Raw genomic sequence first — 22,631 nt, forward strand, 5'->3', positions numbered from 1 at the left:
TCAGCCCCGCAATAGGATTGTTCTGTCACTAAGTGGGGCGTTCGTCTAGAAATGTTTGCAATTTGTACCTAAATTAAGCAGTATTTGTATAGTCAAATAAAAGGGAACCATTATGTCTGCACCACTCTACATTCAAATCAAACAATTTATCCTCGATAAAATTGATGCTGGAGAGTGGATAGTCGGTCATCGTATCGCCACAGAGATTGAGCTTACCGAGCAATTTGGTGTCAGTAGAATGACAGTGAACAAAGCAATTCGGGACTTAGTTAATGAGGGCCGATTACAACGTCGCCCACGCTTAGGTACGTTTGTGTGTGATCCTGGTGAAAAGTCAGAATCTCCTCTGTTAGACATTCGAAACATTGCCGAAGAAGTCAGCGACCGAGGGCGACAATATAGCAGTAAAGTGCTCAAACAAGTTGCCATAAAAGCAGATGACAGCATTGCGACAAAACTCGGCGTCATGCTTGGCACAACGGTGTTTTACAGTGAAATCATTCACTATGAAGACCAAACGCCTATTCAATTAGAACTCCGCTGGGTGAACAGCCAATATGCCCCGAGTTATTTAAATCAAGACTTCACACAAATCACTCCGAATCAATACCTGTCAGATAATTGCCCACTCAACGCTATTGAACATACTGTAGAGGCAATTGTGCCTGACGGCCGTATTAAGCAAGACTTAAAAATGCAAGCCAATGAGCCTTGCCTTCTCTTGAATCGCAGAACGTGGAGCCAAGATAAGTTAGTCAGTACCGCCCTACTTTATCACCCTGGTAACAAATATAAGCTGAGCTCAAAAGTGCTCATTTAATGACAAGATTGGTCCTCTAGATCTACGTTTTGATCACATTTTAGCAACATCAATCTTGTCAGTGTTCTTATTTTGCTCTATTTATTTGTATATACATTTAATGATACAAATAAACACAGGGACACAAACATGGATTTGCTGATTGAAAACGCACGTCTGGTCACCATGCAGTCGGGAGAGCGCGGTTATCTGCCAACGTCTCCTGCTCGTATTGGCATTCAATCTGGAAAAATCGTTGCGATCAGCACCTGTGTAATTGGTGAAGACGAACCGCAAACCGAGTCTCTGCTGTCTGCCCAACATTACGCTCAGAGTATCGACCTTCAAGGCAAGTTAGTTCTGCCAGGTTTGATCGACTGCCACACTCATCTTATTTACGCGGGCAATCGTGCCAACGAATTTGAAATGCGCTTAAACGGCGTGCCATATCAAGAAATTTCCAAACAAGGCGGTGGGATACTTTCAACGGTGCATGCGACGCGTTCAGCAACCGAAGCGCAATTAGTTGAGTTAGCGTTGCCACGTTTAGACGGGCTACTCGCGAGCGGCGTCACTTCTGTCGAAGTGAAATCAGGCTACGGATTGACACTGAATGATGAAGTAAAAATGCTCCGTGCAGCCAAAATGCTTGAACAAGAGCGTAAAGTTAAAATCACCACTACACTTCTTGCCGCTCACGCCATTCCGCCGGAGTTTCAAGGCCGTGCAGATGACTATATTGAGCACATTTGTCAGGACATAATCCCTGTCGTCGCAAAGGAAGAGTTAGCCACGAGTGTCGATGTGTTTTGTGAATCGATTGGCTTCAATCTTGAACAAACAGAAAAAGTGTTTATAGCTGCAAAACGCCACGGCTTAAAGGTTAAAGGGCATACAGAACAACTTTCGAATCTCGGTGGTACAGCCCTCACTGCGCAATACAACGGTTTGTCAGCGGATCACATCGAGTTTTTAGATGAGCAAGGTGTTAAAGCACTTGCTCGCTCAAACACTGTCGCCACTCTACTGCCTGGCGCTTTTTATTTTCTAAGAGAAACTCAGTTACCACCGATTGAGTTGTTGAGAGAGCATAACGTGCCGATGGCAATTGCTACGGATGTCAACCCAGGTACATCACCGTTTTCTGATCTCACACTCATGTTGAATATGGCGTGCACACTATTTCGCCTTACGCCGCAAGAAGCTCTGCGTGGTGTAACGCAACATGCAGCCAAAGCTCTGGGTTATCAAAACTCACGTGGCACCATCAAAGTAGGGTTTGATGCGGACTTCTCTATCTGGGATATCGAAAGTCCTGCAGATTTAAGCTATCAAGTCGGAACAAAACGTCTGGTAGGTCGTATAGTAAATGGTGAATACATTTCACACGGAGGCCAATAATATGTCTCAATTCGACCTACACTCCCCCCTATTTCATTGGCAAGGCCGTCATGATGCCGAGGACGGCAAACTTGGTCAGCGAATTCATCACGTGGTTCAACGCCAGAAAGCAGATGAGTTGGGGGCCGTTGCAAGTGGCGTCTCATTACTGGGTTTTGCTACGGATGCTGGCGTAGCGAGAAACAAAGGACGCATTGGCGCGAAAAAAGCGCCAGACTTAATCCGACGAGCACTCGCTAATTTAGCATGGCACCAAGACGTCCCACTATATGACTTAGGCACCGTGGTGTGCGAAGACGACTTACTGGAAGAGAGCCAATCTCTATGTGCGGCAACCATTTCAAGCGCACTACCTCATACGCCTGTCATCGTGTTAGGTGGCGGGCATGAGATTGCGTGGGCCTCGTTCTCCGGCTTAGCGGAGTATTTTAAAGCGCACTATCCAGAGAAGAAGCCTAAAATCGGTATCATAAATTTCGATGCGCATTTCGATTTACGCGCATTCGAGAGCAGCATCGCCGACATCAAACCAAGCTCTGGCACTCCCTTCAACCAAATTCATCATTTTTGCCAACGCAATGATTGGGACTTTCATTACGCTTGCATTGGCGTAAGCCGCAGTAGCAACACTAAAGCGCTGTTTGAAAAAGCAGATGCGTTAAATGTTTGGTATGTAGAAGACAATCAGCTTTGTTACCTAAACCACAGTTATCACTTAACTCAGCTTCAACATTTTATTGACGACTGTGACTACCTCTATTTGACCATTGATCTGGATGTATTTCCCGCCGCAACCGCACCTGGGGTCAGCGCCCCTGCGGCTCGAGGAGTAAGTTACGACACAATTGCACCATTTTTAGATCGAATTCTTCATTACAAAAATAAGCTCATGCTGGCTGATATCGCCGAATACAACCCTAATTATGACGTCGATAGTCAAACTGCACGCTTAGCTGCCCGTTTGTGTTGGGATATCGCCAACGCGATGGCGGAAAAGCAACACAAACCATAACGCATCCTAGATGCCACTTATTATTACGACCAAGCAAGTACTTGGTCATCACGAGAAACTAAAGGAGTCTGAAATGACACAGCGCCAGGGACAAGATCCACGACTTGATACAAGCAGAACAATTCGTGCACCTCACGGAGATAAACTGCGCGCAAAATCTTGGCTAACCGAAGCCCCTCTTCGTATGCTGATGAACAACCTCGATCCTGATGTTGCAGAACATCCACATTCGCTGGTTGTATATGGCGGCATTGGCCGTGCGGCACGAAACTGGGAATGTTACGACAAGATTGTTGAAGTACTTGAAAGACTCGAAGATGACCAAACGCTTTTAGTTCAATCAGGCAAGCCTGTTGGTGTTTTCCCTACCCATAAAAACGCCCCACGCGTGCTTATCGCAAACTCAAACCTCGTTCCTCATTGGGCAAACTGGGAACACTTCAACGAGCTCGATAAACAAGGCTTGATGATGTACGGCCAAATGACCGCTGGCAGCTGGATATACATTGGCTCACAAGGCATCGTCCAAGGCACATACGAAACATTCGTATCTGTTGCGAAAAAGCACTTTGACGGCGAAGCAAAAGGCCGATGGATTCTGACGGGCGGTCTTGGTGGTATGGGTGGTGCTCAACCTCTCGCTGGTACGATGGCAGGCTTCTCCATGATTGCGGTAGAGTGTGATGAATCGCGTATCGATTACCGCTTACGTACAGGCTATGTCGATAAGAAAGCGACATCTTTGGATGAAGCGCTTGCTATCATCAAAGAATCGGACACACCAGTATCGGTTGGTCTACTGGGTAATGCAGCAGACGTTTTCTCTGAGTTGGTAGAACGTAATATCACGCCTGATGTAGTAACAGACCAAACATCTGCACACGACCCGCTCAATGGCTACTTACCACAAGGCTGGAGCATGTCTCACGCTGCAGAAATGCGTTTGCAAGATGAAGCAATGGTTGTTAAAGCAGCCAAAAAATCCATGGCAGTGCAAGTTCAAGCCATGCTAGAACTACAAAATCGCGGCGCCGCAACACTCGACTACGGTAACAACATCCGCCAGATGGCCTTGGAAGAAGGCGTAGAAAACGCATTCGATTTCCCTGGCTTTGTTCCAGCCTACATTCGCCCACTATTCTGCGAAGGTATCGGTCCTTTCCGTTGGGCTGCTCTCTCTGGCGATCCTGAGGACATTTATAAAACCGACCAAAAAGTAAAAGAGCTAATTCCAGATAATCCGCACTTACATAACTGGCTAGATATGGCTCGCGAGCGCATCCAGTTCCAAGGTTTACCTGCGCGTATTTGCTGGGTTGGTCTTAAAGATCGTGAGCGTCTTGGTCAAGCATTCAACGAAATGGTGAAAAATGGCGAACTTAAGGCGCCTGTTGTCATTGGTCGTGACCACTTAGACTCTGGCTCCGTAGCAAGCCCGAACCGAGAAACAGAAGGCATGATGGACGGTTCTGACGCCGTATCAGACTGGCCACTATTAAACGCACTACTCAATACGGCGGGCGGCGCAACTTGGGTTTCACTGCACCACGGTGGTGGCGTAGGTATGGGCTTCTCGCAACACTCAGGTATGGTTATCTGCTGTGACGGCAGTGAAGATGCCTCAAAACGTATTGCCCGCGTGCTGCATAACGACCCAGCAACAGGCGTGATGCGTCATGCTGATGCGGGATACGATATTGCTAAACAATGTGCAGCAGAGCAAGTGCTAGATTTGCCAATGCTCAACGAAGAACTGAAGAAGCTCAAGTAAGGATGAAAGAGATGTTAAATTTAACGCTAAAGCCAGGTCATATTAGCTTAAACGAACTACGCCAAGTGAGCCGTTCACCAGTCAACCTTACTTTGGATCCTGAAGCCATTCCGGCCATTGAAGAAAGCACGCAAGTCGTGGATCGTGTCATCGCGGAAGATCGAACGGTTTACGGAATTAACACTGGTTTTGGTCTATTGGCTAACACACGAATAGCCCCGGAAGATTTAGAAACACTGCAACGCAGTATCGTTCTTTCTCATGCAGCAGGCATCGGTGAGTTTATGTCAGACGAAACGGTTCGTCTGATGATGGTATTGAAAGTCAATAGTCTGTCTCGTGGTTTTTCTGGGATTCGCCTAAAAGTCATTAATATGTTGACCGACCTAGTTAACGCACAAGTTTACCCTTGTGTACCTAAAAAGGGCTCTGTTGGCGCATCAGGTGACTTAGCTCCTCTGGCCCACATGAGCACAGTATTACTAGGTGAAGGACAAGCTCGTCACAACGGTAATATCATTTCTGGGCAAGAAGCGTTAAAAATCGCAGGTCTAGAACCCATAACTCTGGCGCCGAAAGAAGGTTTAGCGCTGCTAAATGGTACCCAGGCATCAACAGCGTTCGCATTAGAAGGTCTGTTTATCGCGGAAGATCTTTTCGCTTCGGCTACAGTATGTGGGGCAATGTCTGTCGAAGCCGCTCTCGGCAGCCGACGTCCATTCGATCCGCGCATTCATCGTGTACGTGGTCATCGCAGCCAAATGGACGCTGCACTGGCCTATCGTCATCTATTGGATACATCAAGTGACATTGGTGATTCGCATACTAACTGTGAAAAAGTGCAAGACCCGTATTCGTTGCGCTGTCAGCCTCAAGTAATGGGGGCGTGTTTGCAGCAAATCCGCAACGCCGCCGAAGTATTGCAAGTAGAAGCGAACTCCGTATCAGATAACCCGTTGGTGTTTGCTGAAGATGACGACATCATCTCTGGCGGTAACTTCCACGCTGAGCCTGTTGCAATGGCAGCTGACAACCTAGCACTTGCGATTGCTGAGATCGGCAGCCTGTCTGAACGTCGTATGGCATTGCTTATCGATAGCGCATTATCAAAATTACCACCGTTCTTAGTTGATAATGGCGGTGTGAACTCTGGTTTCATGATTGCCCAGGTCACCTCTGCTGCGCTAGCAAGCGAAAACAAAACGCTCGCTCACCCAGCGTCAGTAGACAGCTTGCCAACATCAGCAAACCAAGAAGATCACGTGTCAATGGCAACATTCGCGGCTCGCAGATTGAAAGAAATGGGCGAAAACACTCGCGGTATTCTAGCGGTCGAATACCTATCAGCAGCACAAGGCCTAGACTTTAGAGCACCAAACAAGTCCTCTGAGCGTATCGAGATTGCCAAACAAATGTTGCGTGAAAAAGTATCGTTCTACGATAAAGATCGCTACTTTGCGCCGGACATTGAACAGGCCAATACTCTGCTTAAGCTGGCTATTCACAACACGCTTATGCCAGAGAGTCTGTTACCAAGTGTTCAGTAATCCAGCATTACCAGCACTTAATCTAAAAACCGGATGATAATTTGAAGGCTCCACGTTTAGCGTGGAGCTTTTTTATCTCCTCATTAAACGTATTCCCAGCGATCTTTATGAACACTTGCATATTGTTATTGCTATACTTTTAAAAATAGCCGACGTAATAAAGTCGCTGTTTATTGCTTTCACAAATAAAAGCGTTGCTAAAGTATGCGTTTTTAACGATTTATCCGCCGAAATAGTGTCTTATTGTTAGGATACGGTGAAGTTTTCACTGGATGGACCATTGCTACGCAGATATTCGCATATAATCCCACACAGTTTTGGTTACTACGTAAAAATTATGTTTCTAACACCTTATTTTTCAAACACTAATCACCAGTTTCAGTTCACTCGCGAACAAGCAAGCCACTTTGCAAAACGTGTCGCAGGTGACTACAACCCAATCCACGATGAAGATAACAAACGTTTTTGTGTCCCTGGGGACTTACTTTTCGCAGTGCTTCTTAGTAAAGAAGGCGTCAGCCAAAAGATGCGTTTTAACTTCTCTGGCATGGTAAACGATGGTGTAGCACTTCATATTGAAAATAAGTGTGAAAAAGAAAGCGCCGTTGTTGACGAGGCAGGTAAAGAATACTTACACATGTCCCGTGAAGGTGAGACTAACCACGATCCGGCATTTATCGAGCATGTCGTAACAAATTACGTGCAATTCTCTGGCATGAACTTCCCTCACATCATGGTTCCTCTTATGGAAGAGAAGCAAATGATGATCAACTGCCAACGTCCATTAGTTATTTATGAAAGCATGGAAGTTGAATTTTCACGCTTAGACCTTACGCATCCTGAAGTGGATTTCACTGGCGCAACGTTTGACGTGGAAGGCAAACGTGGGGTAGTCACCTTAAACTTTGCGTTCAAAGAAGACGGTGAAGTCGTTGGCAAAGGCATCAAACGCATGGTTGCAAGCGGCTTGAAGCCATATGACCAAGAAGCGGTTGACGATCTTGTACGCCGTTTCAATGAACGTAAGGATGCATTCCTAGCAAAGTTCGTTAAGGCAGCCTAATCGACTGCCCTATCAGAAGCGCTCAAAAAAAGTGTTTACTAAAAGAAAGCCCAACGTCGATCGTTGGGCTTTCTTTTTACTTCTTATCCAAAATGAAACCGAACTCGACGCTCAAATCCAGCGGCGGACGTGGTTTTTATAATCCACATACTCTTCACCAAACAATCGCTCTAGAACACGTTCCTCTGGCTTGATTTGAAATCGATTCATATAACTGACAAATACAACGCTACAAAGCACCACACTCAAGTGCTGCCACCACAAACCAATTGCAATGATTAGAAGCAGTAGCGCCATATACATCGGGTTGCGCGAAAAAGAAAATACGCCAGTTCTCACCACGGAAGAGGCCGTATCAGGCTTTACAGGGTTAACCGTCGTTTTTACTTTATGGAATTCATACACACCAGCAATGCCCATATAACCAGAGAGCAAAGTTAACCCGCCAACCACAACCTCGACAAAGGGCACGCTAATATTCAGGCTCGGCACCAGAACTGTCAGTCCATACATGAGTAGTATGACCAACAAAAACACCGCAACAGGTGGGACTTTGAGTTCAAGTTTTCTCAAGATTCATATCCTTTGAAATTGTTGTATGTGACTTCTAAAAAAGCCCAGTAAAACTGGGCTTAATTTGATGTGATTATATCAAAGTTAACAGCGCCTGAACGGGATGTTTGGGCTTTGTTCCTTCAAAGCGTTTCACTTGGCTGCGGCAAGAGTAGCCAGTAATCAAACATCTCTCGTTATCTAACTTATCTAAGCTTGGCTTCCAGCTTAAATTGTAAATGTCTTTCGACATCGACAACTTATCGACCTCGTGACCAAACGTACCCGCCATACCACAACAACCAACCGGTACAGTATTTAAAACCGCACCAAAGTGAGCAAAAATAGCGCCCCACTCTTTTTCCGCATTCGGCATTTTGGTTTTTTCAGTACAGTGCGCAAACAGATACCAAGGTTCCTGCGCGTTATGCTCTCCGCTTTCAAACGCTTCTAGTCTTGGGTAAAGCCATTCGTGGGCCGTTAGTACATCGAAATCACCTCGCTTACTGCCAAGTACTTCAGCGTATTCATCTCGATAACACAGCACCAATGCAGGGTCGACACCAACTAAAGGAATACCCAGATCCGCTACCATCGCCAAAAACTTCGCTGTATCGGCTGCTGTATCCTTAAACTGACGTAGAAAGCCTTTAATGTGTTGTGCTTTACCATTCGGCTTAAATGGCAGAAGTACCGGATTCATGCCAAGCTTTTTCAATAATTTAACGAAGTCTTCTACAACATCGGCGTCGTAGTAGCTAGTGAATGGGTCTTGAACAATTAAAACATGCTTGCTCTTTTCAGACGACGACAAACCGCTGAGCGCTTGCAGATCATAAGGCGTTGTCAGCGACTCTACTCGCTGTTTCAATGTAGGTACTGATAACAACGGCGCATCGACATACCCAACTGTTGAAGCCGTTAAGCTCTTGACCCACGACTGCTTCAAAACACCGTTTACGACACCTGGCGCTTTCGCCATCATCGGCAGCATAGTCTCAATGTTGGCAACCAGATAGTCTTTTGCAGGACGTTGGTAACGAGAGTGATAGATGTTTAAAAAGCGTGAGCGAAAGCTCGGAACATCGACTTTAATCGGACACTGGCTCGCACATGCTTTACACGCCAAACAACCATTCATCGCTTCATACACTTCGTGAGAGAAGTCATACTCGTGACGACGATTGATAGAATGACGTACGCGGTCAATCATGGTTTTGATTGATGTTTTGTTTTCTAGTGTTTGCTTTTCTAAGTCAAGAATATCAATGCCTTGCTCAGTAAGCTGACGCAACCACTCGCGAACCAAACCTGCACGACCTTTTGGTGAATGACGACGATCGGCTGTTACTTTCATCGATGGACACATTGGCGAGCTGGTATCGTAGTTAAAACACAAACCGTTACCGTTACACTCCATCGCTTGTTTAAAGCTGTCACGTACTTGAACGTCAATCTGACGGTCATAGTAACCACGTTTGGTATCGGTAACTTTGACAAGCTCTGCATCACTATCTAGCGGTGTACAGATTTTGCCCGGGTTCATTTTGTTGTGTGGATCGAATGCCGCTTTCACACGTCTCAGTTCAGTAAACAACTCGTCGCCGAAAAACTCAGGGCCATATTCTGAACGGAAACCTTTGCCGTGTTCACCCCACATCAAACCGCCGTATTTCGCCACCAGCTTGACCACCTCATCAGAAACTTCGTGCATCAATGCTTCTTGGTGCGGGTCACACAAATCCAACGCAGGACGTACGTGAAGCACCCCGGCATCGACGTGGCCAAACATGCCGTAATTCAGAGACTTGCTGTCTAACAGCTCTCGAAACTCTACAATGAAGTCTGCCAGGTTTTCTGGTGGCACACAGGTATCTTCAGCGAATGCGACCGGTTTAGCACGACCTTTTGCTGCGCCTAACAAACCCACCGCTTTTTTACGCATGTTGTAAATACGCCCAATGCTCGCTACATCTTTACAAACCTGGTAGCCGATGATGCCCGCTTCTTCTGTTTCCAACATGGTATCGAGCTTGGCGGTCAACGCTGCAACCTGAGCAGCGACTTCCTCTTCGTCCTGACCTGCGTATTCCACCATATTGATGCCAAGCATCTCTTTGTTTGGAACATCGGTAAGCAAATCACTCACGGTGTGCCAGACGATATCTTGCTTCGCGAGATTAAGTACTTTCGAGTCAACGGTTTCTACAGATAGCGCTTTCGCTTCGACCATAAACGGTGCATTACGCAGCGCAGAGTCAAAACTGTTGTATTTAACGTTAACCAAAGTACGTGCTTTCGGAATTGGCGTCAGGTTTAGCTTCGCTTCAGTAATAAATGCCAATGAACCTTCCGCGCCACACAGCACTCGTGTGATATCGAAACGATCATCGTCTTCATCTAGCGCGTTCTTTAAGTCATAGCCCGTTAGGAAGCGGTTGAGAGGAGGAAATTTATCCACGATCTGCTGGCGTTTTTCACGACATACGGATTCCGTTACTCGTAGCGCCTTGGCAGCAAACTCGCCCTCTTTTGGGTAACCATGAGACAAGTCCGACTCTAAAACTGAACCATCAGCAAACACCGCTTGTAGCGACAATACATGATCGGATGTTTTTCCGTATTTCAGAGATCCTTGACCAGAAGCATCGGTGTTGACCATTCCGCCAATCGTGGCACGGTTACTGGTAGATAAGTCTGGAGAGAAGAAGTAACCGTAAGGGCGAACCGCATCATTTAACTGGTCTTTCACTACACCAGTTTGTACACGAACCCAGCCTTCTTTCTCATTAATCTCAAGCACTTTGTTCATGTGGCGAGACATATCCACCACAATACCTTTGGTTAGCGACTGACCATTGGTCCCTGTGCCGCCACCACGAGGTGAAAAGGTAATTCGTTCGTACTTTTCTTTATTGCTTAGTTTCCCGAGGAGAGAAACATCTTCTGTCGTTTTGGGATGAACGACAGACTGAGGAAGTTGCTGGTAAACACTGTTGTCAGTGGCAACCGCTAGTCGGCTTGAATATTGGCTTTCGATATCACCAGTGAATCCGGCGTGCTCAAGCTCTTTCAGAAAACTAAGAACAAGAGGATCGACATCAGTTTGCGAGTGTAATCTTGGTAACATTTGCTTCCTGCCCCTACGACGCTGAATCCGATCAGCTGCGGGTTATGTAATTATTTGCTCACTTATCATACAAGTTGGCGTTCAGCGAAACAAAACACCACAAAAGAGTAAGTGAAGTAATATTCTTTGAATTTCGTCACTTTACAACATTTAAAAAGACGAGCAAATCAGAATCTCGATACAATAATTAAACTTATGCTTTATTTTTTCACGCTTGATGCCTTACATTGGGGAACGAATCGCGTTTATAGATGAGTTTTCAGAATGAAAAAAAATAAAATTGTGACCACTGAAGATATCCTTCTCAAACTTTGCCAGTCTGTTTCTGGCGTCCTTACCTCGGCGACATCTTCTCAAGTAAATTACTCTGCAATGGTGCAAAAAATCCACAAGACTAGCCTCAAGCCAGATTTTGGCTGTTTTGTTCTGTTTGATGGCGGGTTTACCGGGCTGGTCGTAATTAATTTTACGGCAAAAGCCGCATTAGAGATCTACACCAACTACATGCGTAATATGGGTATGCCAGAAGAAGAACTGGCAATATCTCATACTTCTGACGAGGTAGGAGATGTTCTGGGTGAACTAATGAACCAACTGGTTGGAGATTTCACCAATAAAATTCGTAAAGAGCTGCAAACGAACATCACACAAAACCAGCCAAAAATGATGGCGCTGAATAAGCAAGTCATCTTACAAGTGGATACCAACCTTGACCGCCCTCAAGCTCGCCGAGTGACGTTCTCCACCGAAAATAACAACATTTTCTACCTAGAGTTGGCAATGGACAAAACTGAGTTCATCCAACTAGAAGAGTTTGAAATCGCAGAAGACGAAAATCCAGACGATATTTTAGAAGCAACACGTAAAGATATGGCTGAGAAAGAATCTAAATCGTCGAGTTCGAACGATGACGCCGATGATTTACTCAACCAGCTCGGATTGTAATTCCAACTAATCTTAATGAAGAATGGCTTCTTAGACACAAGTACGACTTCATACTGATTATGACGAACTAAAACGCCTAGCCTCGCCTTCCGCGGGGCTTCTTTTTATGTCCATAAACCACCTTCACTCCCACCTTGTATTTCGTTTTTATGTCAAAAAAGGTAATATGTCTGACTTCATAAATTTTCTGCTTTCGTTACTGGTTGTCGATGGATAAACAAAAAGCTCTGAAAAAAATCGCCAAGTGCTTAGAACTGGGCAATTCCGCTAATGTTAATGAGGCTGCCAATGCTATCAAAATGGCACATCGCCTCATGCTCAAATATGGTCTGGATAAAGACGATATTGAGTTTATCAGAATGGGGAAAACACAATCTTCCCACCTACTACCAGCGAATATCAGTTCTACCATATTGCGAGTGATTCGCGGCATTAATACTAAATTCGGTGTTGAAGCGGTGTTGTTGAATCACAAAGGGCTCAAACGTGTCGAGTTTATCGGTGAAGCAGATCGCGCGATTTTTGCTGCATTTGCTTTCGATATTATTTATCGCGAGATGAACGAAAGTACCGGACAATTCCGAAACAGCTTCGCAGGTACGGGCACCTCTTCTCAAGAGGTGACTCGCCGCGTGAACTCATTTGTATCTGGTTGGGTAGAGGGCGCGATAGAGAAACTTCCAGTCATTTCCCCAGACGAAGAGTCGGCCAACAAAATCAATGATTATATTGATAAAGAATTCCAAAACATTGACCGCGAAACCTTCAAGAAGCAACTGAAAGAAGCGATGAAAAACCTAACCGAAGACTACGAAGTGGGCTTGAAAAAAGGTAGAAGAGTCTCCGTTAACCGTGGTGTTGGCGGCGAGCAAGCGCGTAAAATGTTGGGCAATCCATCGAAATAACCAGAGCAGCAATTGATTGACATAGGTTCCAATATTCCAATGTTATTGGGACCTACTTTTTGAAGTTGTGATAGTAACGATAAGAATTTTCTTACAGAAACTCTTATCAATCTTACTTTCTCATAACAAATATCAATGCTTACTTATTCATAATTCGCATCCCATTATGAGGCATGGTTTCGCCTCAGTTTTATACGGAGATTTTCCCTTGAAAAAGATGCCTATTGCACTAGCTCTAGTGCTAGCTCTTACTGGCTGTCAAGCCACTCAACGCCAAAATGCAACAACGGGTGAATACGAAACTAACTCAACCACGCAAGGCGCGCTTATTGGTGCTATCGCTGGTGCAGCAATCGGTCTAGCAACGGGCGATGACGCTAAAGAACGTCGTCAGCATGCGCTCATTGGTGCGGCCGCAGGCGGTGCGACAGGCGCTGGCGTTGGTTACTACTTTGACCAACAAGAAGCAGAATTGCGTCGCGCTTTGCTAAATTCTGGTGTACAGGTTCAGCGCGTTGGTGAGAACCAGCTTTTACTGCGTATGGAAAATGGTATCGGCTTCTCTTCAAGCTCTTACCAGCTTGATGCTAGCATTCATAATACACTACGCGGTGTTGCTCGCATCTTGGTTGAATACCCAGATACCAGCCTTGTTATCGACGGTTACACTGATAGCACGGGCAGTGAGTCATACAACCAAACGTTGTCTGAGCGTCGTGCAGAGTCCGTACGTCAATTCCTAGTATCTCAAAACGTTGCACCTGGTCGTGCAATTGCACGTGGCTACGGCGAACGTAACCCAATTTGCTCAAACCAAACTTCTGAAGGTCGTGCGTGCAACCGTCGTGTTGAAATCCAGATCTTGCCACTGAAGTAATTTGGTTGCACCATAGCGGTAATAATAAAAAATTACCGGAGCAGGCCTAACCATAATCGTTAGGCCTGACATATCAATGTCTGTCAAAACGTCTGCCCTACTCTGCTTATTTAGCCTCAGCTTTTCTGGTTACTCGCTTGCCTCTCAAGCTCCAATTGACCCCATCGAACAATATGAGTATGCACAGCAATTATTGGCATCAAACAAAGCTGAAGCCTCACCAGAAACGCGCTACTGGCTAGAGCAATCCGCCAACCAAGGTTACCTCCCCGCGCAAAAACAGCTCGCGAACGACTTTGCTAAAGGGATAAATGGCGAAAGAAATGAAACACAAGCGTTATATTGGCTAACCTCTATCGCACTCAATGATCCAACCGATCGGGGCTTTCTTCTCGCTAACTTTATTCAGCGCAATCAAGATAAGGTCACAGCTTCTCAATTGACTGAAGCTTTGTATCAAATGGCTTCTCAGCATAATCCAGCAGCAGAACAGGCTTATAATCAACTGTTAGAGCAGCGATTCAATCAACTGCGAGCTAAACAAGTCTCGCAAATAAAGTCGCTCGATAAAAAGGCGGAGCAAACAAAAGAAGAGAAAAGCACAACAATTGCAAAACCCAACGTAGAATACTCGCAGTTTTTATGGCTGATCTGGCTAGCGGCGATACTCATCATCAGCGGCTTAAGTTTTCTCGTAATCAAGAAACTTAAGCAGAATAGAAAAGCGCTTGAAGCCAAAGAGGACAGCCAAAATCAGAGAATGGCGGAAAAAATAAAAGAGCTAGAGTTTACGAACAAGCAACTGAAACGCCAGCTAGAGAAAGTATTCAAAGAATTTAAGAAATCCAAAACCCAGGCAGAAAACCATAAGCTAAGCGTCGCATGCGCCATGTTTGGCTACACACCACAACACATCCCTGATTTACAAGCAATCAAGCTACGCTATAGACAGCTATCAAAGCTTTATCATCCGGACACAAGAGGCAGTGAAGAAGAAATGAAGCGACTCAATCATGCCTTTAAGCTTGTCTCACAAAATGTTACAAAACAGTAAAAATCGGTCAAGATACTTTGGCTAGCATGCTTTTAGACCTATATAATCAAGCGCCGCAATCGATCTCCCTCTCAAACAAATTAACAGACATTTAACTTAAGTCTCGCTTTTATGCCATAATGCTCAGCGCAAAATAACACCTAACGACTCAAATTAATCTAGGTGGGGAGAAAATCAATGTTCACTGAAGAAGGCACCTGTGATTGGTGTAAAAAACCTAGTCTTGTAACTCGTCACGATTATTTAGATGGCAAGCACCATTACTCATGTAAAGCTTGTTACGACATGGCAAAAATCGACGTGCGCCTATTTAACCAAGGCGAATTGCAAATGCGCGAACGATTGCAACGAGCAAGCTAAGCAAGACGGAATCAATGGAACTGATTTTCAAAGGCGCCTTTTAAGGCGCTTTTTTGATCGGCCAAGCCCTATTTCCAATCTCTATCTCGTATTTCCTCCTATCCTACATAGCATGTCGCATCGGTTATCAGCCTCTCTCCTACTGTATACAAACCACTGTCCGTGAAACAACACCTGTATATACAGTAGTGAACCCCTGTATGTATCTCGTCCAATTTTCTACTCATCTCACATTTTTAAATTGATGTTAGACATATCAGAAATAAAAAATAACCAAATAAATTCAAATACTTAAAGTATAAACCTTTTATTTTCTTCTCAAGAAACCGCAAATAACTTTTGAGAAACGGGTTGATCAGGTCGTCAAAACAAACTACTGTATACACATACAGCATGTATAAAGGAACAGTAAGATGCAGTTACAAAGTCAATCTCATACATACTCTCGTTACAACGTATTGGCACAAGCAACTCAGCCCATGGCCGTTTCGAATCAGCTTCTATCTAAGCTGGCTGTTTTATCGCAGCAGAAACAATGGATTTTGTTTACAGCAGACTGCCCTCGCCCAGACTTTGAACAACTCACTGCTTCTAATATTTGCTGTAAAAACGTGATTCAAATGAAGCCTTCTCAACAGCTTTCAGAAGTCGAGATCGTGATCAAAGCCATCCGATCAGGCAATGCCAGTGCTGTTGTCGCATCAAATAAAATTGCACTTATGAATCAATCTATGTTGCGCGACATGGCGCAGCGCTATCAGTGTGAAGTCTTTTTCGTCGAAGGCAGAGTTAATAAGTACCACTAATAAGTTCGACGTTATCCATCCTGCATCTCGCCTCCTTTTTAAGGAGGCTTTTTTGTATTAAAGAAAACAAGCAAACGTTTGCTTTTTCTCTGGCGAGTTAAAATAGTTCTGGTATGATGCCCACATTCGATTTATTCAGCGCCCACATTTCGCTGAATATCTTCTCTTTCTGACGTTTGATTAAGATGATAGGAATGTCGCAATGAGTCTTGCTAATCAAGTACTTGCCGTCAATGACGACCTGCCAATTCGCACCCATAAACCCGTTCACAGCGGAAAAGTTCGTTCAGTTTACTGGTTAACTGAAGAAGACAGTGCCCGACTGATCAAAGAAAAAGGATACGATGTCGCTCCAGATGCGCCTTTGGCTATCATGGTGATTAGCGACCGAATCTCTGCATTCGATTGTATTTGGCATGCTGAAGGTGGTCTTAATGGTGTCCCGGGTAAAGGGGCTGCGCTTAATGCGATTTCTAATCACTGGTTCAAACTGTTCAAAGAAAATGGCTTAGCAGATAGCCATATTCTAGACATTCCTCACCCTTTTGTTTGGATTGTACAAAAAGCTAAACCTGTAAAAATCGAAGCCATCTGCCGCAAATACATCACGGGTTCGATGTGGCGCGCTTACGCAAATGGCGAGCGCGAGTTTTGTGGAATCCAACTTCCTGAAGGGTTAGAAAAAGACAAAGCACTGCCAGAGTTACTCATGACCCCATCCACAAAAGGCATTCTAAAAGGCATTCCCGGTGTGCCAGAAGCGGATGACGTGAATATTACTCGTCAAAACATCGTAGACAACTACGAAGCATTTAACTTCTCAAGTGCCGACGATATCGCACTCTACGAAAAACTGCTGAAAGAAGGCTTTAACGTTATCAGCCAAGCGTTAGAAGAAATCGACCAAATCTTTGTCGATACCAAATTCGAATTTGGTTATGTTCATGATGCTGCTGGCAATGAAAAGCTGATTTACATGGATGAAGTGGGTACACCAGACTCGTCTCGTATATGGGATGCTAAAGAATACCAAGCAGGTCACATCGTAGAGAACTCAAAAGAAGGTTTCCGCCAGTTCCTACTTAACCACTTCCCTGACCCAGATATCTTGCTAAACAAAGAACGTATGCCAGAGCGCGAAGCACTCGCTCGTGATAATGCTTTACCCGTCGAATCTTTGATGGCGATTTCGAGCACCTACATTGGTATTGCCGAGAAGATTACAGGCAAGCCGATTCATTTGAGTGAGAATCCGAAAGCGGAAATCATCGAAGTACTGAGCAAAGAATACGGATTGATTGACTAGCACTGTCGCTAGATTGCTAAACGCTTTCCAATAAAAAGTCCGCACTAGCTTGCGGACTTTTTTCGTATTAGGCTCAGTTTAGCCGATATTTAACGTAGTGCCATCTGTTGTAGAGGCTGACTTAGTCGTCACCTGATATGTTTTGTCTTTAATCGTTGATACGAAATACCAGGTCGACTCTGCCTTGTCGGGCGTAAAAGTAACGCGCATAAAGCCACGCTGTTTGATGTCTGCCCACTGTAATTCTGACACTAAGTGCGGCAACGTGTATTCCATTTGAGCGATCGCAACAGGATCTAACGCTAGGTAGGCCTCTAGCCCAGGGGAACTCACCGAGCTAGTTGCAAACTCTATCCCGATAGGATGCTTAGATACGTCTTTCAGCTCACTTGCCCATGCGTTGTGCGTATCTCCTGCCAAGCAGACAAAGTTACCACTGTTGGCTTTGGCCAGTTGATAAACTTTCTCTCGCTCAACGTAGTAACCATCCCATGCATCTAGGTTATATGGCAAAGCAATGGTATCTGAACTTGGGTCAGAGAGGTAACCCGTAATCGCAGAGTTTACTGCTAATAACGCCTCTGTTTTTTGTTCTTCAGTGGCAGTAAACAATTGAAACATCGCGGCTATAACCGAACTTGGCAACTCCATACGAGACATTAACACTTGTTGCCCTAGCACATTCCAAGTTGCGTCGTGCGTACTGAACGCATCCATCAGCCAAGCGAGTTGGTCAGCGCCTAACAGCTCTCGGTCTTCGCTGCGCGACTGAGCAACTAAACCGCCAATCGCTTCCATCGTTGGAGAGCTGAGCGAGAAGTAATCCAACGGTTTATCACGCCCCACAAGTCGCGTATCGAGCATCATCAAATTGACTAAACTTCCAAACGAAAACTGACGGTAAATCAGCATGTTTGAGAAAGTGTTTTCACGAACGGGCAACCATTCTGTCCACGCGGCAGCCGCAGCTGCACGACGATCATTAAAACTGCCTTCCTCTTCTTGATGGTTTTCCGCACCATTTTTCCAACTATCATTTGCAAGCTCATGGTCATCCCAGACTGCAATCATTGGTAAGCTCGCATGTAACGCTTGCAGATCAGCATCTTGGCGATATTGCGCATACCGTTTTCGGTAATCATCTAAGGTAATGCATTCAGTGCCTTTGCTTGGCTCTCGTCCTAGTGCCTCAGCATCTTCACTAGCGTAGCCACCAGCACCATACTCATAAATGTAATCACCGAGATGAAGTACCACATCAAACGGCTCTTGCTCATGTTGATTTAGGATCTCTCGATACACATGGAAATAACCAGCAGGATAGTTTGCGCAAGAAACAACGGCCATGGATGCCTTTTCTACACCACCCTCTGGTAATGTTTGAGTTTGCCCGACTTCGCTAGTGACATCTCCAACCATGAATCGATAGTAATAGTGAGAATTTGCGTTGAGGTTTTGAACATCAACTTTTACCGTGAAATCTCGGCTCGTGTCTGTGGCAAAAGTGCCACTTTGCACGATATCAGTAAAATTTTCGTTAGATGAAACTTGCCAGCTTACATCTGCGTAGCTTGCTGAGGTCGTAACACGAGTCCAAATGATTACTTGTGTTTGAGTAGGATCTCCACTCGCCACCCCGTGCTCGAAGGTAACCGCAACAGATTCACTAGCATCGCTACCACAGCCCACCAGCCCGGTAACAATCGCCGTTGAAGAGGCAGCTTTCATAAAGTCTCGACGAGACAAAGACATATTGACTTCCTTTCTTATTGTGTTTGTTTTTATGCCCAAATGACGTGGTGACTCGATCATCCTTGTATGCCAATAAGGGACGTTAATTCGAACTTACAGTACCAACCACTTAGTCGGTAATTTGTCCTAAAAACACAAAGTTAGAAGCTAGTTATGACAATTGCATTTCCAAACGTTACATTTTTGTTAATTTAAGTGCAAATACTCTATATTCATCACACTTCCAAGACCTGTGACAAAAACCTCAAAATAAAAAAGCGACCTACTTTGAGGTCGCTTTTCATTGCACTATTGTTAAGTAGTACATCGATGAAGTGGAAATACTTAGCCTAAAACTTGATGTTAAGAACATCTTGTTCTGACGTGTCCACTTTCAACTGACTGCGAGATTCTATGTACTCGATTTGCTGAACATCGAGCGAATATGGCATAACGACTCGCAATTCATTGATCCCTTCATGTTTAGCTAACTGGGTTAAGCGGACCAAATTGGATTCATCACTTTTACGAGAAGACATCGATTTTAATGCGGCATCCCACAACCGATCTTCAGGCTTGCTCAATTCCGCAATGTTCTGTTTCCACATCAAACCGAAAATAGGCGCGATGGTGGCAAATGCCTCTAAGAAGGTCCATTTTTTACTACCTGTCGCCCCTAAAAAGCTAGTGTAGTCGAATTCAATGCACGTCTTTCCTTGTTGATCCATTCTATGCCCCCGACACTCGAAAATGAGATATACCAAATATCGTTCAACTGTTTTGATATAGCAATGGGATATAAAACATTCGTCTTTTATGCACTAATTTACATGCAAAAGGAAATATTAAAACCAGCTTTGTAACAACTGATGTACAGCTTCGCCATATATAAGCATTCAATTGATTAATATTTCAATTAAGAAACTAAAAACAACACGTAAGTAACGCTATCAATATGAAATCATTATAGATTCACCAAGAAAATATCAATTCTTGTCACAACGTCATCCGCCTACCTACTTCACATCAATCACTCGACTGGCCTTTTTATACTGTATCTTCCAACCAGCCCAGCGTGGCAGCTCCCAACGCTTTGGATCCCCCTTACGGTTTCCCTCTCGATAAACGACCTGCACCAGTTTGCGAGACGCATAATACTCAACATCCAGTTGGAGTTCTGGCAGCGAAAGTTCTAAAGGGTACTGCTCCGTGAAATCGTCGTATTCCCATTCTGGAACACCGTTAAATGTTAAGTCTTCCGGTTCAAACAACGCCATATCATCGACATTTTCAACGCCTAATGTTTCCAACTGATCCTTTAACCAGCTAGAAAATGTCAAGGAGGCCAAGTCGTTAACCTCTTCTTCTTCGACATTAAGGCCCAATGCGTTGTAGAGTTTCCAGTGTTGGATTTGTTGTTTTCTTTGAGAAGCAAAACCTGGTAACAGTGTCTCGTCTTCTATCATTTCGACAATAGACTGAACAGCAACATCACCTTGTAACGCTTGGTGTTCAGAACAGACTGTTCGCCCGGCGTAGACCAAATGCATTGTTGCTCTTGGCGTCTCTTCTTCATAATTAGTCTCACCTTGTTGCCACTCCCCAAATTCAAGTTCGCGTAATAATGTCAGCGGGATAGGCATCATGACCGATGCGAGGTTCAGTGTTTGCTTAACACCTCGTCCTGGCACGCTATGGCTATCTAGCACAATGGCCGCTTCTTCTTTATCAGGAAAGCGGCTGTTACGCCCAACCAGCATCTCGACTACGCCATTTCCTAGAGCATCTCTTCGACGAGCTCGTCGGACAAACACAAGCTCAGGGTGCAATGAGGCGATGGAGAAAAAGAGCGCTTCACGTTTATATCGAGAGGCAACGTCAAGTTCCGGTAATTCAAATACTTCTCGCATTTGTTTTGCTAAACCTTGTGCCTCTTCGAGTGCGCTGGCATCAATGACAATACCAGGGAGTCGCTCCCCCCGAACCAAACGGATCAGCAAAGAGGCATCACATCCGTATGGCTCCTCTTGAGATAGAAGCTCAGCAACTTCACCACTTTGTCGCTGATAGAGCTGCGCAGGCACAGATAAGGCGGCAGCCAAATCAATCATTGCTTCCTTCTCTGGCTTCGCTTGAATTCTGGTAACAAGATCGGCAAACAGTGCATCAATGGGTAGTGGATATACTTTTCTCCCGTGCTGCGTAACATTGCCATCCTCATCAATCGCTTCCATAGATAACAACGTCGAATGAGATGCCTCTAGCGACTTTGGAGGAATTGAGTCGAGAAAATCGAGTGTTGAAAGACGGTATCCACAACAAGCAGCTGCCAGCATGGGCTCGACGAGCTCTTCTCTGTGCAATTCTGGAGGCGTCACTAATTCTAAAGGCGCGTGTTCACCATATAGACGAATACAAGCTCCTTCAGCAACACGGCCCGCCCGCCCCATTCGCTGCGCGGCGCTGGCCTTAGAAATGTGGGTCAGCGTCAGTGCTGTACGTCCATTTCGTTGTACTGTTCTGCGCTCTAAACCACTATCGATTACTACCCGGATATTAGGAATGGTCAGAGAGGTTTCCGCAACATTGGTTGCCAATACGACTTTTCGTTGTTTTTGCGTAGTTAACGCGCGGTGCCGTTCTTCATCACTAACCGAGGCATGAAGTTTGACCACCATGACTTCGCCGCAACTTTGTAGCATCTGAGCACATTGGGTGATCTCTTTGCGTCCAGGCAGGAAAACAAGAATATCGCCATCTTCATCTTCCAATGCTTCTTTTACTGCTCTGACAACCTCTTGTTCACATCCCTTCTTATTCGGTAAATAACGGCTGTCTAAAGAACGATGTGTCACCGTGACTGGAAAGCAACGCCCTTCGGATCGCAGACGCTTCGCATTCAGGTAACGCGCTAGCTTTTCGCCCTCCAGCGTAGCGGAAGTGACGATCAACCGATGTTGATTTTCTTGCTTCAAAATTGCGGTTAATAGATCAATATCCCAGCGTCGCTCGTGAAATTCGTCCACTATCACGATATCGAAGCCTGCTAGCTTGTTTTCCGCAAACCAACGCAGTGCGACTCCCGGAGTCACAAATACAACTTCGGTTTTTTCATCAAAGTAGGCATGAAGCTTGATCGCGTAACCAACTTTGCGACCTATTGGCTCACCAGATTGCTCCGCAAGATATTCAGCCAACGAGGTACAAGCAATTCGACGTGGTTCAATAACCAGCACGCGTCCGTGTTTTGCCGCCCACATAGGCAAACGGGTAGATTTACCTGACCCGGTTTCGGCTTCCACCACGAGATGGTTTTGGTTCACATGTTGGTCAAACTCAGCTTGCAGGCTGTCGATAGGTAGTTGAAACATA

18 protein-coding genes are annotated in these 22,631 nt (G+C 45.1%); 13 read left to right on the forward strand and 5 right to left on the reverse strand.

Annotation, left to right across the window (positions count from 1 at the left end):
• The first annotated feature begins 112 nt into the window (after positions 1-112).
• From hutC to L3V30_RS04280, 6 genes are all read left to right on the forward strand, one after another.
• The gene (gene hutC / locus L3V30_RS04255; protein WP_046874833.1) at positions 113-820 is read left to right on the forward strand and encodes a histidine utilization repressor; all 708 of its coding nucleotides are present in this window, start codon (positions 113-115) and stop codon (positions 818-820) included.
• Positions 821-949: 129 nt separating this feature from the next.
• A complete protein-coding gene (gene hutI / locus L3V30_RS04260; protein WP_237308388.1) occupies positions 950-2,200 on the forward strand; it encodes an imidazolonepropionase in 1,251 nt (416 codons plus the stop codon).
• A gap of 1 nt (position 2,201) precedes the next feature.
• Positions 2,202-3,212 carry a formimidoylglutamase gene (hutG, locus tag L3V30_RS04265; RefSeq protein ID WP_012841908.1) on the forward strand — a complete coding sequence of 337 codons (1,011 nt, stop codon included), beginning with the start codon at positions 2,202-2,204 and terminating at the stop codon, positions 3,210-3,212.
• 73 nt (positions 3,213-3,285) lie between these two features.
• Positions 3,286-4,983 (forward strand): urocanate hydratase, encoded by a 1,698-nt coding sequence (gene hutU, locus L3V30_RS04270; RefSeq protein WP_237308396.1) that lies wholly within the window; start codon positions 3,286-3,288, stop codon positions 4,981-4,983.
• A gap of 11 nt (positions 4,984-4,994) precedes the next feature.
• A complete protein-coding gene (hutH, locus tag L3V30_RS04275; protein WP_237308398.1) occupies positions 4,995-6,530 on the forward strand; it encodes a histidine ammonia-lyase in 1,536 nt (511 codons plus the stop codon).
• Positions 6,531-6,867: 337 nt separating this feature from the next.
• Positions 6,868-7,593, forward strand: a complete 726-nt coding sequence (locus L3V30_RS04280; protein WP_005395883.1) for a DUF3581 domain-containing protein — start codon at positions 6,868-6,870, stop codon at positions 7,591-7,593.
• A gap of 111 nt (positions 7,594-7,704) precedes the next feature.
• Here the strand turns inward: L3V30_RS04280 and L3V30_RS04285 are convergent, their stop codons facing one another.
• Both L3V30_RS04285 and L3V30_RS04290 read right to left on the reverse strand, forming a co-directional pair.
• Positions 7,705-8,166 carry an isoprenylcysteine carboxylmethyltransferase family protein gene (locus L3V30_RS04285; RefSeq protein WP_053807257.1) on the reverse strand — a complete coding sequence of 154 codons (462 nt, stop codon included), beginning with the start codon at positions 8,164-8,166 and terminating at the stop codon, positions 7,705-7,707.
• Positions 8,167-8,239: 73 nt separating this feature from the next.
• Positions 8,240-11,275: an FAD-binding and (Fe-S)-binding domain-containing protein gene (locus tag L3V30_RS04290; protein WP_237308400.1), complete on the reverse strand. Its 3,036-nt coding sequence runs from the start codon at positions 11,273-11,275 to the stop codon at positions 8,240-8,242.
• A gap of 264 nt (positions 11,276-11,539) precedes the next feature.
• On the opposite strand from L3V30_RS04290, the gene L3V30_RS04295 reads away from it, so the two are divergent.
• The 7 genes from L3V30_RS04295 (at position 11,540) to L3V30_RS04325 (ending at position 17,528) form a co-directional block, all read left to right on the forward strand.
• Positions 11,540-12,220, forward strand: a complete 681-nt coding sequence (locus L3V30_RS04295) for a DUF3334 family protein (protein WP_237308402.1) — start codon at positions 11,540-11,542, stop codon at positions 12,218-12,220.
• 209 nt (positions 12,221-12,429) lie between these two features.
• Positions 12,430-13,125, forward strand: a complete 696-nt coding sequence (locus L3V30_RS04300; protein ID WP_005395879.1) for a DUF2786 domain-containing protein — start codon at positions 12,430-12,432, stop codon at positions 13,123-13,125.
• A gap of 217 nt (positions 13,126-13,342) precedes the next feature.
• Positions 13,343-14,002, forward strand: a complete 660-nt coding sequence (locus L3V30_RS04305; protein ID WP_005377956.1) for an OmpA family protein — start codon at positions 13,343-13,345, stop codon at positions 14,000-14,002.
• Between the two features lie 76 nt (positions 14,003-14,078).
• The gene (locus tag L3V30_RS04310; protein ID WP_237308404.1) at positions 14,079-15,056 is read left to right on the forward strand and encodes a J domain-containing protein; all 978 of its coding nucleotides are present in this window, start codon (positions 14,079-14,081) and stop codon (positions 15,054-15,056) included.
• A 177-nt stretch (positions 15,057-15,233) separates the two neighbouring features.
• Entirely contained in the window at positions 15,234-15,416 is a 183-nt protein-coding gene (locus L3V30_RS04315) for a hypothetical protein (RefSeq protein ID WP_005377960.1), read from the forward strand.
• 413 nt (positions 15,417-15,829) lie between these two features.
• Positions 15,830-16,222, forward strand: coding sequence for a SulA-like leucine-rich domain-containing protein (locus L3V30_RS04320; RefSeq protein WP_065645308.1), 393 nt, complete (start codon positions 15,830-15,832; stop codon positions 16,220-16,222).
• A gap of 202 nt (positions 16,223-16,424) precedes the next feature.
• A complete protein-coding gene (locus L3V30_RS04325) occupies positions 16,425-17,528 on the forward strand; it encodes a phosphoribosylaminoimidazolesuccinocarboxamide synthase (RefSeq protein ID WP_006742604.1) in 1,104 nt (367 codons plus the stop codon).
• 78 nt (positions 17,529-17,606) lie between these two features.
• Here L3V30_RS04325 and L3V30_RS04330 read toward each other — a convergent pair whose 3' ends face one another.
• From L3V30_RS04330 to L3V30_RS04340, 3 genes are all read right to left on the reverse strand, one after another.
• Positions 17,607-19,280, reverse strand: a complete 1,674-nt coding sequence (locus L3V30_RS04330) for an alkaline phosphatase D family protein (RefSeq protein ID WP_237308405.1) — start codon at positions 19,278-19,280, stop codon at positions 17,607-17,609.
• A gap of 329 nt (positions 19,281-19,609) precedes the next feature.
• Entirely contained in the window at positions 19,610-19,987 is a 378-nt protein-coding gene (locus L3V30_RS04335; protein WP_005377965.1) for a hypothetical protein, read from the reverse strand.
• Positions 19,988-20,275: 288 nt separating this feature from the next.
• The gene (locus L3V30_RS04340; RefSeq protein WP_237308407.1) at positions 20,276-22,630 is read right to left on the reverse strand and encodes a helicase-related protein; all 2,355 of its coding nucleotides are present in this window, start codon (positions 22,628-22,630) and stop codon (positions 20,276-20,278) included.
• Between the last annotated feature and the right edge of the window lies 1 nt (position 22,631).

It is taken from the genome of Vibrio sp. A1-1 (assembly GCF_021728175.1).
Taxonomy (GTDB): domain Bacteria; phylum Pseudomonadota; class Gammaproteobacteria; order Enterobacterales; family Vibrionaceae; genus Vibrio; species Vibrio diabolicus.

Bases quoted from the DNA above. Each gene is read 5' to 3' on its own strand.
- hutC (WP_046874833.1), top strand. From the start codon at position 113: ATGTCTGCACCACTCTACATTCAAATCAAACAATTTATCCTCGATAAA.
- hutI (WP_237308388.1), top strand. From the start codon at position 950: ATGGATTTGCTGATTGAAAACGCACGTCTGGTCACCATGCAGTCGGGA.
- hutG (WP_012841908.1), top strand. From the start codon at position 2,202: ATGTCTCAATTCGACCTACACTCCCCCCTATTTCATTGGCAAGGCCGT.
- hutU (WP_237308396.1), top strand. From the start codon at position 3,286: ATGACACAGCGCCAGGGACAAGATCCACGACTTGATACAAGCAGAACA.
- hutH (WP_237308398.1), top strand. From the start codon at position 4,995: ATGTTAAATTTAACGCTAAAGCCAGGTCATATTAGCTTAAACGAACTA.
- L3V30_RS04280 (WP_005395883.1), top strand. From the start codon at position 6,868: ATGTTTCTAACACCTTATTTTTCAAACACTAATCACCAGTTTCAGTTC.
- L3V30_RS04290 (WP_237308400.1), bottom strand. From the start codon at position 11,275: ATGTTACCAAGATTACACTCGCAAACTGATGTCGATCCTCTTGTTCTT.
- L3V30_RS04295 (WP_237308402.1), top strand. From the start codon at position 11,540: ATGAAAAAAAATAAAATTGTGACCACTGAAGATATCCTTCTCAAACTT.
- L3V30_RS04300 (WP_005395879.1), top strand. From the start codon at position 12,430: ATGGATAAACAAAAAGCTCTGAAAAAAATCGCCAAGTGCTTAGAACTG.
- L3V30_RS04305 (WP_005377956.1), top strand. From the start codon at position 13,343: ATGCCTATTGCACTAGCTCTAGTGCTAGCTCTTACTGGCTGTCAAGCC.
- L3V30_RS04310 (WP_237308404.1), top strand. From the start codon at position 14,079: ATGTCTGTCAAAACGTCTGCCCTACTCTGCTTATTTAGCCTCAGCTTT.
- L3V30_RS04315 (WP_005377960.1), top strand. From the start codon at position 15,234: ATGTTCACTGAAGAAGGCACCTGTGATTGGTGTAAAAAACCTAGTCTT.
- L3V30_RS04320 (WP_065645308.1), top strand. From the start codon at position 15,830: ATGCAGTTACAAAGTCAATCTCATACATACTCTCGTTACAACGTATTG.
- L3V30_RS04325 (WP_006742604.1), top strand. From the start codon at position 16,425: ATGAGTCTTGCTAATCAAGTACTTGCCGTCAATGACGACCTGCCAATT.
- L3V30_RS04330 (WP_237308405.1), bottom strand. From the start codon at position 19,280: ATGTCTTTGTCTCGTCGAGACTTTATGAAAGCTGCCTCTTCAACGGCG.
- L3V30_RS04335 (WP_005377965.1), bottom strand. From the start codon at position 19,987: ATGGATCAACAAGGAAAGACGTGCATTGAATTCGACTACACTAGCTTT.
- L3V30_RS04340 (WP_237308407.1), bottom strand. From the start codon at position 22,630: ATGTTTCAACTACCTATCGACAGCCTGCAAGCTGAGTTTGACCAACAT.